Source organism: Bathymodiolus platifrons methanotrophic gill symbiont (assembly GCF_002189065.1).
Taxonomy (GTDB): Bacteria; Pseudomonadota; Gammaproteobacteria; order Methylococcales; family Methylomonadaceae; genus Methyloprofundus.
This window is the reverse complement of record NZ_BDMN01000229.1, coordinates 1-9,218: the sequence shown is the minus strand read 5'-3', so window position 1 is coordinate 9,218 and position 9,218 is coordinate 1. Positions and strand designations below refer to the sequence as shown.

General features: G+C 39.4%; 10 protein-coding genes and 1 pseudogene. 6 read left to right on the top strand and 5 right to left on the bottom strand.

Features of this window, described 5'->3' with window-relative positions; genetic code table 11:
- Positions 1–737 (bottom strand): isocitrate/isopropylmalate dehydrogenase family protein (locus CDZ78_RS13035; RefSeq protein ID WP_087870399.1); only part of this gene is annotated, 737 nt, incomplete at its 3' end.
- Positions 738–880: 143 nt separating this feature from the next.
- On the opposite strand from CDZ78_RS13035, the gene CDZ78_RS13030 reads away from it, so the two are divergent.
- Both CDZ78_RS13030 and CDZ78_RS13025 read left to right on the top strand, forming a co-directional pair.
- On the top strand, positions 881–1,789 hold the full coding sequence (locus tag CDZ78_RS13030) for an NAD(P)-dependent methylenetetrahydromethanopterin dehydrogenase (protein ID WP_087870398.1): 909 nt from the start codon (positions 881–883) through the stop codon (positions 1,787–1,789).
- 47 nt (positions 1,790–1,836) lie between these two features.
- Positions 1,837–2,739 (top strand): NAD(P)-dependent methylenetetrahydromethanopterin dehydrogenase, encoded by a 903-nt coding sequence (locus CDZ78_RS13025; protein ID WP_087870397.1) that lies wholly within the window; start codon positions 1,837–1,839, stop codon positions 2,737–2,739.
- A gap of 130 nt (positions 2,740–2,869) precedes the next feature.
- Here CDZ78_RS13025 and CDZ78_RS13020 read toward each other — a convergent pair whose 3' ends face one another.
- Positions 2,870–4,978, bottom strand: coding sequence for an AsmA family protein (locus CDZ78_RS13020; protein ID WP_140414052.1), 2,109 nt, complete (start codon positions 4,976–4,978; stop codon positions 2,870–2,872).
- 11 nt (positions 4,979–4,989) lie between these two features.
- Positions 4,990–6,141 carry an AsmA family protein gene (locus CDZ78_RS13015; RefSeq protein ID WP_087870395.1) on the bottom strand — a complete coding sequence of 384 codons (1,152 nt, stop codon included), beginning with the start codon at positions 6,139–6,141 and terminating at the stop codon, positions 4,990–4,992.
- 255 nt (positions 6,142–6,396) lie between these two features.
- Between CDZ78_RS13015 and CDZ78_RS13010 the strand changes: the two genes are divergently transcribed.
- The 3 genes from CDZ78_RS13010 (at position 6,397) to CDZ78_RS13000 (ending at position 8,168) form a co-directional block, all read left to right on the top strand.
- Positions 6,397–7,506, top strand: a complete 1,110-nt coding sequence (locus CDZ78_RS13010) for an acetate/propionate family kinase (RefSeq protein WP_244559249.1) — start codon at positions 6,397–6,399, stop codon at positions 7,504–7,506.
- Positions 7,507–7,589: 83 nt separating this feature from the next.
- Positions 7,590–7,847, top strand: a complete 258-nt coding sequence (locus CDZ78_RS13005) for a DUF4160 domain-containing protein (protein ID WP_087870393.1) — start codon at positions 7,590–7,592, stop codon at positions 7,845–7,847.
- A gap of 3 nt (positions 7,848–7,850) precedes the next feature.
- Positions 7,851–8,168 (top strand): DUF2442 domain-containing protein, encoded by a 318-nt coding sequence (locus CDZ78_RS13000; RefSeq protein WP_087870392.1) that lies wholly within the window; start codon positions 7,851–7,853, stop codon positions 8,166–8,168.
- A 162-nt stretch (positions 8,169–8,330) separates the two neighbouring features.
- On the opposite strand, the gene CDZ78_RS21315 is transcribed toward CDZ78_RS13000, so the two are convergent.
- Positions 8,331–8,537, bottom strand: coding sequence for an IS1634 family transposase N-terminal domain-related protein (locus CDZ78_RS21315; protein ID WP_140414051.1), 207 nt, complete (start codon positions 8,535–8,537; stop codon positions 8,331–8,333).
- Positions 8,538–8,725: 188 nt separating this feature from the next.
- A complete protein-coding gene (locus CDZ78_RS23825; protein ID WP_280175582.1) occupies positions 8,726–8,857 on the bottom strand; it encodes a hypothetical protein in 132 nt (43 codons plus the stop codon).
- A 173-nt stretch (positions 8,858–9,030) separates the two neighbouring features.
- Between CDZ78_RS23825 and CDZ78_RS12995 the strand changes: the two are divergent.
- Positions 9,031–9,210: pseudogene (locus CDZ78_RS12995) on the top strand (ISAzo13-like element transposase-related protein); the annotation flags it as partial.
- Positions 9,211–9,218: the final 8 nt, after the last annotated feature.

The following is a 9,218-nucleotide window of genomic DNA, read 5'->3' as shown; positions in this document are numbered from 1 at the left end:
GGAATCAGACCTAAGCCACCAACCAGGCCCGCCGTTAAATCAGATAAAATATCACCAAACATATTCGTTGTGACGATGACATCAAATTGATGTGGATCCATGACCAGGTGCATACAGGTTGCATCAATGATCTTTTCATCAAATTCAATTTCAGGATAACGCGCCGCAACTTCACGACCCACATCTAAAAATAGACCCGAAGTATATTTCAGTATATTTGCTTTATGACATAAGGTAATTTTCTTACGCTCATTCTCACGCGCATATTTAAAAGCATATTCGAGAATTCGCTCAGATCCTTTACGCGTAATTACCGCTAGACTTTCCGCAACATCCTTCTCTTTGGTCAGGTAATGCTCCAGCCCCATATAAAGGCCTTCGGTATTCTCTCTGATAACGACAATATCAATGTCTGCAAATTTGCTCTGCGCCCCTTTCCAGGTTCTCGCTGGACGGACATTAGCATATAAATCATATTTTTGGCGTAAAGCAACATTAATACTTCTAAAGCCTTTACCTACTGGCGTTGTCAAAGGCCCTTTAAAGGCGACCCTGTTTTTATCAATAGATGCCAAAGTCTCATCTGGCAGTGCTGTCCCATGTTTCTCGTAAGCCGCCATCCCCGCATCAGCTTCTTCCCAGTTAATATTAACACCTGTTGCATCAATAATTTTTACTGCAACATCCATAATCGATGGTCCGATTCCATCCCCTTTAATTAAGGTCACATTATGCATTTAGCTCTACTCCTGATGTTTTAAACTTGCCAAAATAATACACACCTTTATTAGAATTTGAAAATTTCAATGTGATTAACTGATTTTTATTTTATACTTGCAAGTTGAATTTAGATATTGAATCACGAATTATAGAGAATGCCATGACAAAACCCTTTATCTTGCATATGTTCACCACAGCAAAAAACCTGAGTCCATTCGATGTCAATATGGCCGTCGATGCTGGCTGGGTAGCTGCAATACCCTATATTAATGTGGAACCTGGCGAAGTATGTGGTTTAGTTCAAGATGCGATTTTTTCACGTAGCCCTAAAGGTTTAAAAAATACCGGAATATTTATCGGCGGACGTGATACTCAACAGGCAATGGAAATGCTGACAAGCGCACAAAAATCCATGTTCACACCCTTTGAAGTATCGGTCTTTGCAGATCCAAGTGGCGCATATACAACTGCAGCCGCCATGGTCGCAGTAGTCGAAGATAAATTATCAACAACTTTTGCTACCACGCTGGCAGATAAAACAGTATTGGTTTTAGCTGGAACCGGGCCTGTAGGACAAGTCGTCGCCGTCTTGGCTGCACAAGCTGGTGCCAATGTAAGAATTATTGGTCGTCAATTAGATAAGGCCCAACGCATAGCCGATATGTGTAGCGAGAAATTAGGGTCCGGCAAAATAACAATTAGTGCTGGTGCTGATGCAGATAAATCCGACTATATCAAAACTACTGACGTAGTCTTTGCTACAGGTGCTGCAGGTATTGAATTATTAAGCGCTGAACTCATTGCATCAGCAACACAGTTAAAAGTCGCGGCAGATGTTAATGCAGTACCTCCTTCTGGGGTAGCTGGCTTAGATGCTTTTGATAATGGCAAACCCATTGCTGGATCTAACAGCGGCGCCATTGGCATCGGTGCGTTAGCAATCGGCAATGTTAAATATCAAGTACAAAGCAGACTTTTAAAGCAAATGATTGAAGTAGATAAACCTATTTTCTTACATTTTGAACACGCTTTTGCAGAAGCTCGCAATTTTATAAAGGCAGCTAAATAACTAAAGCTGGCTAAGAGCACCACGACCTAACTCTACAAGGAAACCAAATGGCTAAAAGAAGCATATTGCACATGTTTGATCCGATGTCTAACAATAGTCCTTTCGATGTTAATATGGCGCTGGACTGTGATTTTGATGTCCTGATCCCTTATGCCAATGTCCAGCCGGACAGCATGCATCGAATGACTCAGGATGTTATTTTCTCTCGCGGGCCTAAAGGCGTTAAACAAACCGGTATTTTTATTGGTGGCCGTGATATCGGTGTTGCTATTGATATGCTTAATAGTGCAAAAAAATCCATGGTGCCTCCTTTTGAGGTCTCTGTTCTAGCTGATCCTAGCGGTGCTTTTACCACAGCCGCCGCCCTGGTTGCATGTGTAGAAAAAGAACTGAACAGCAAATTCAACAAACAATTAAAAGATTGTAAAGCCCTTGTTTTTGGTGGTACTGGGCCAGTCGGTATTGCTACTGGTGTTATTGCATCATTAGCCGGTGCCGATGCAGTCCTGGTTGATCATTTCTCAGGTAATGAAGCACAAGGCCTGGCTGAAGAATATAATCGCCGCTTTGACTGTAAGCTATCAGGTACCGTTGCCACCTTTGATGACGATAAAATAAAGCTGATTGAAGATGCTGACCTGATTTTTTGTACTGCTAAAGCAGGCATACAAATATTAAGTGCCGATGTGTTAGGTCATGCTAAACAACTCAAAGTAGTCGGCGATGTTAATGCTGTCCCTCCTGCTGGTATCGCGGGTGTTCAAGTTAATGACTTTGGAGTACCTTTAGCAAACACAGAGAATGCCGTTGCAATTGGCCCCTTAGCAGTTGGCAATATTAAATATAAAGTTCAACATGCCCTGCTTAGTTCAATGTTAAGCGAAGGCAAACCTGTCTATCTAGACTTTATCGCTGCATTCGAAAAAGCAAAAGAAATTTTAGCGAAATAGACTACTCTAGTGAAATAAATGGCTAGACATGTAGCGGACTGAAAACTTTCTTCTACATGTCTTATCTAGCTAGAGGCACAAGCTATGACTTAGATACACACGAGCTAAAGTCTGTTCTGCAATGTACAGACTAGTTCTGCAGATATGTTTGACAAGGACTCTGCTCAGCTTTTTTAGCTTTAAAAATATCTAATACAGTACCAACTAGTTCTCGTGGAACTGTCGCAACCGGCGCAAAAATATAACGGTCTGCATTTGATTTTATTGAAGACAGGTTCACTAGTTCAAAATCTGGATTCGCCAGACTTCCAGTAATCTTGATAGGGACACTAGTCGTCGCAAGAGATGGAATAAAAGTATTTCTGAAAATATTCTTTTTTTCCAGATTATAAAGTGAATTAATTGTTTCCCTCGCTAAATTTACTTCTGCATTTCCTCTCACTAACAATTTAGGCCCATCCATTAAAAAGAGCTTTGACCGGACAACACCCTGTTTAACCTGATAACGCGCTAAACCACATGTTATAGAAAATTCATTGTCGTTTATCCCGTGACTGAATACCCAACCTAAAGGGTTTAAAAAAACCATTTCCAGGTTACTTCTATTAATCCCTCCATTTTCCAGGGTCAAGCCAATTTCACCATTCAGGTTAGATGCAATCATATGCTCACTTATACCAGAACTTTTTAAATCGACAATTAAATTTAACTCACCTTCAATCGGTGGCGTTTTATGTTCCTGCCGAAAAACCTCACCCAGTTGAATATTGTTAGCTTGCATATTCACTGACCACTTAGGTATTCCGATGGCTCCGACTGCATCAATTTCAGCATTTATCGATACCTGCCCCCCTGAATAATCGAAACTAACAGGGCGAACTGTAAACCGGGAATTTTGCAATAACAAATTGATCTTAACCCTATCGAAATGGTAGTCTCTTCCTTTCACTCTGGCTATTTTAAGCTTCAAATCCAGGTCTACTTTATGCAAAAGCTGTACTGGTAATTGAGTATCACTAAATATTACTGCTTTACCAGGTTTGGCATGCAGAACTGGGTCTTTAGAAGATTTTGTTGTAAATAATTCAGAAATGACCCCAAAATCCTTAAGAACTAAATTAGGGCTGTTTATTGTCCCGGAAATATTAGTTTTCTCATTAATAAAGAACACAGCAAGGTCATTGTTCAATATAGTTTTTCCAAGCACAGCATTACCGTTGAATGTTACTTTATTTTTGTTACCAGAGACACGACCTGATGCAAAAACAGGGCTAACCCCAGATAGATCCGTGGCAAATAATCGTCCGAATACTGTTGGGTTCTTAATAGAAATATCAACATTTACACTGATATCATTTGTTTTAGCAATATTTTCAATCGCACCGTTAATTTTCAAATCAATAAGTTCTGAATTTCCTGATTCAAGTTTGAGCTCTTTCAGACCAAAATTACCGTCTACATTGGAAAGCAAGGCACTTCCTTTTAACGCCCCTAATTCCGGAATCGAATGTAAATCAAATAATTTAACCAGTGTTTTTTCATCAAACAAGACTTTCATATGTACTCCTTTTGTAGAAAGTACGTCTTCGACTGAACCGCTAATACTGATTTCAGGTTGCTTAGGTTTACCCGCAATTAATCTGAAATCTTTAATGGAAAAAATTCCTTTATCACCTATTAACACCCCCTTAATCAATAAAGGTCCAAAATCAGGTATTCCGCTACCCAGCACCACTGACAAATCATCACTGCCAGGCGCTGTAACAGTCAGGACTATTTCAACGCCCCTGGGTGAAAGTCGTCGCCGTAGGGGGACTTCAGCTATCTTACCTGCCGCAGTTAACATCAAATGATTTTTTCGTCCAGCAAACAATGAAATCTGTGGAATTACTAAGTTATTAGAATCTCCAGTAATTAGTAATTTCCCGGATAAAGGCCCAATATCAGGGATTTCACTATTTCCTAACAGTTCAGACAGCTGACTTGTACTTTTACCTGTCAAGGTACCAGTAAGCTCAATGCCTTTATGAAAAGCATCGGTAATAAACATTTTCTCTATACTTCCCTGGAGCGTAAATAATAAGCTATTTTTTGTTCCTAGCTGCATAGTAAAGTCGCTACCAGTCAATACCATACCAGTACCATGGATCCGTATAGATGCCTTCACGGGGCCAAGGTCTGGAACATATTTTCCATATAAGCGAACTGCATCCTGGAACGAAGGCGCATGTGAGTACACAGTCAAATCAACTAATTGCTGCGGAGAATCAGTATCAAGCTTATCCTGCCATCAGCCTGAATCAAATAAACATCCTTGTTGCCAGCCTTTAGTCCAATATCTTCCAGCATTATTTTTTCTGAAGAACCCTTCAAGCTGGCGGTAATGGCTACTGGACCAATTTCTGGATGTTCTATTTCTAAGAACGATGTAAGTTCTGATGAATGTTTTGCTTTTAGTGCCAAATCCAATGCAATTTGACTAATATTTCCATGCCAATCCATGGACAGATACCCCAACCCGCTTTTAGCTGTTAATTGAATTTCTTTTTCAACTCCAGCGAGTAGGTCAATATTCCTCAGAATAAGGTCTTTGCCCGGTGTTGTAATTCGGACTGAACCCTTTACTGGTCCCATCTCTGGTAGAATATTTCCCAGATACGGTTTTACCGTGACAGTATCCCTTGAACTAATTTCTGCTTGTAACTCTAAAGATCGGAATGGCTGTGCTTGCTGAACAATACGAGTATTACCCGTTAAATCAATTTTTAACTGTTTATTAGAGAGGTTAATTTTAAGGTTTTGCAAAATATACTCATCTTGCCCTGTATTAATATCAGCATCAATCTTCAAACTATGAAAATGTGGGCTATTATCCGGCATTAGCCATTTCAGAAACCCCGCATCATGCGCAAAACCCGAAAGATGAAGCTCTGTCTGTTCCTGAGTTAATAAATTTCCGATAGACCCGGTAACTTGCAAGTTCAGTAATTCTTTATTCGCTATGCTGGCCTGTATTTCAGCAAGCGCCAGTTCATCCAAGTCTCCTTTTATGTAAAATTTGCTATGTAAACGACCTTTAAGTGGCATATTTTTAGCAAATATATCTGCAATCTCAGGAATCTCTATTTCTCCAACAAGATCCATTCCCTCTCCATCATCGGGATCCTCTATCGTCCCATTAATTGATAATTGCGCCTGCTGCCAACTAGCTGTCAAGCTAACCGGATAAGGGCTATCTTGTATATAAATATCAGCTAATGGCCCCAAATAACCATTAATTTCAAAGTCATGTCCCTTAAACTTACCAGCACCATGAACTTCTAATGGAGCGTGTCTGTCGCTAGCAATTACAAAATTATTCAAAGTATATGCTTGATCATCACTTTCTAATATTAATTGCACATTATTCAGTACTGAAGTTTCCCAATAATTATTTATGGTAAAATTGAAACTATGCTATAAAATTATAAAAAAATGTTTTTCGTAATTGCAAGCTTTATTTTAGGTTTTTTGTTGTTTTTCCATGTGCTTATCCTGCGAAGAATTTTTAGGATTGATTAAAAATCTGGGAGTAGGACAAGATAATCGCATACCGCCTCTAAAATAAGGCATACTCTCTAAGTTTCTTAGCTATTGTTGCTTTCAATGGAAACACTGATGTCACAAATAGAGTTTAGAAATGAGCAACAACTGTTAGAAAACGTTAAGCAGACAAGTATCATTAGCGATCACCAGCAAGCACTTGAGTTGATGACTAAGCTGCTTAAATCCAGTCACTGTTTATCATCAATGACTGAGCTAGCCGCTATAGGTCATCGTGTAGTACATGGCGGCGAATATTTTAGTGACCCAGTGCTTATAAATGATCAAGTCATAGAAACCATTGATAGGCTAAGCCCTCTTGCGCCACTACACAACCCTGCTAATCTAACAGGTATTAAATTAGCAAAACTAAAAGCCCCTCTGGTGCCACAGGTTGCCGTGTTTGATACCTCATTCCACCAATCTATTCCCAAATTTGCCTATATTTATGCATTACCTTATTCACTCTACGAGAAAAATAAAGTGCGGCGTTATGGATTTCATGGCACATCGCATTACTATATTGCTAAACAGGCCACTGCTTATCTTAACGGTAAACACCAAAATAGCGCTGAATTAAAGCTCATTTCTATTCATTTGGGTAATGGTACCAGTGCCTGCGCCATTTTAAATGGTCAATCCATAGACACATCCATGGGCATGACCCCATTAGAAGGTCTAGTTATGGGGACCCGCAGTGGTGATATTGACCCTGCTATTTTGTTCTATTTAAATCGTGAAACAGGCATGAGTTTTGAAGAGCTAGATATATTGTTCAACAAACAAAGTGGCCTAAAGGGAATTTGTGGCACTAATGATATGCGCTCCATTGTCGAACTAGCTGAACAAGGTGATAGTAAAGCCGAGTTGGCAATCCATATATTTTGTTATCGCATCAAAAAATATATTGGCGCATATATGGCGGCTTTAAATGGCCTTGATGCCATTATTTTTACAGGTGGGATTGGTGAACATTCCAGTATTATTCGCGCACTTTCCTGTCAGAATCTTGAAAATTTAGGTATTCAAGTGGATGCAACAAAAAATAATATTTCATCAAAAAACATTACCGAAATTCAAAGCAATGCTAGTCCTGTAAAAATTTTAGTGATTCCTACCAACGAAGAACTAGAGATTGCAAAACAAACCATTACAATTATCAGAGGCTGGTTAACTCGATGTTAGGCTAGAAAGAAAGATATATAACTAAATATAGTCGTTTATGGCAAAATAAGAAAAGACCATATTAATATTAGGACAATTTAATAATGCCTGTAGTAAGCAGATTTCTTGGAATAATTATCGCAATGTATTGGGATGACCATGCCCCTCCACATTTTCATGCTAAATATGCTGAATATGAAATTACTGTAAATATTCGTACTGGTGTAGTTGAAGGTAAATTCCCCAAGCGAGCGTTACGCCATGTCCTTGAATGGTATGAAATACACAGAGAAGAATTAATTGAAAACTGGGAGCTTTGTCAAAATGATGAGTCTCCAAAATCAATTGAACCACTGGAGTAAATTATGTTCCTTCATGTTACAAGTGCAAAATATTTAGAAGACTATAAAGTACAGGTATCTTTTAATAATGGTCGGGAAGGTGTAGCAGACTTATCCAGTGCTTTAAAAGGAAAGATATTTGAGCCATTAAAAAATAAATCTGAGTTTTCAAACTTAGTTGTTGATAAGGAACTCGATACTATCGTATGGTCGAATGGTGCGGACTTGGCTCCCGAATTTATTTTTTTTCAAGCATTTAAGGATGAACCAAAGTTGCAACATCAATTTATAGAATGGGGGTATGTAACTCAAAATAGCCTAACGAACAAGGTTAGATTGTGATCGCGAAGCGAGCCACAACCTGAACCGTTTGTTGGACAAGCCCGGAATGGTGTAGGATTTCTGTTAAATACGCTATATGAACACGCTTTTTGTTGATCAGCCCCATTGATTAATCGAAGCCCCGTTTTTTCATGTCTAACTAAACTTTGAGTGTTGTCCATTTCACCAGTCAGTCTGGGCGGTAAGTAATTGGTCAATACGATTTGATAATGATTTCCACTGGGGCTTGGGCACATCAAAGTAACGACCCAGGTTAAGCAGGGTGTGTTGCTTGACCTTGCCATCAATTCGCTCGGATTCGACTAGCCGAAACGTTTTGTAGGTTTCGCCAGTTTTCTTGGTTCGGGTCGTTGTGCATCGAATAAACATACTGAAATTTTTTTCATAAAAACCAAGGGAAATCAATGGCTTTTAAAAAAAATATGGCACTATATTTCATTTGAAAATAGAAGCGATTGAAATAACAAGGTTTTTATTTTTTTATTCGACTAAAATTGACACTTTGGTGGCTTTTGAGCGAAAAACGACTGAACATGGGTTAAGCATGAGGAGTTAAATTACAACAACTTTAGAACCCAGGCGCGCCATGCTACCTCACGAAATTCCGGGACTCCTGTCGCCATAATTCGTTCACCTACGCAGCGGATGGGAGATGCCCTGAACGCCCTGCGTCCGCAACGACTACGCACAAAAGCCGCTTCGTCATTACTACCTCACTGGCTGGACGGCTATTCGGAATGCAATTCTTGCTCCTCTCGCGTGCTGCTAGCACACGTCGAATCAGCGAATTGCCCTGTCGCCTATCAGGGACTAAAAATCACCACTTCGCTAAGCTCCGTTTCCATGATTTTCAGCGGTTGAAACAGTTAAAACATTGATTTCTAGAACATCAACGTCAAAAGGACTAACAACAATTGTTCACATACTCGACAAAATATACGAGACAGGACGAAAATATGCCGCTGACTTCAAAGAAATAATGCCGATTGTATTTGATACACATTTACCAAAATGGAATTACCGTGCAATTCCTCAAGAATAATTAATATC

Bases quoted from the DNA above. Each gene is read 5' to 3' on its own strand.
- CDZ78_RS13030 (WP_087870398.1), top strand. From the start codon at position 881: ATGACAAAACCCTTTATCTTGCATATGTTCACCACAGCAAAAAACCTG.
- CDZ78_RS13025 (WP_087870397.1), top strand. From the start codon at position 1,837: ATGGCTAAAAGAAGCATATTGCACATGTTTGATCCGATGTCTAACAAT.
- CDZ78_RS13010 (WP_244559249.1), top strand. From the start codon at position 6,397: ATGTCACAAATAGAGTTTAGAAATGAGCAACAACTGTTAGAAAACGTT.
- CDZ78_RS13005 (WP_087870393.1), top strand. From the start codon at position 7,590: ATGCCTGTAGTAAGCAGATTTCTTGGAATAATTATCGCAATGTATTGG.
- CDZ78_RS13000 (WP_087870392.1), top strand. From the start codon at position 7,851: ATGTTCCTTCATGTTACAAGTGCAAAATATTTAGAAGACTATAAAGTA.
- CDZ78_RS21315 (WP_140414051.1), bottom strand. From the start codon at position 8,537: ATGTTTATTCGATGCACAACGACCCGAACCAAGAAAACTGGCGAAACC.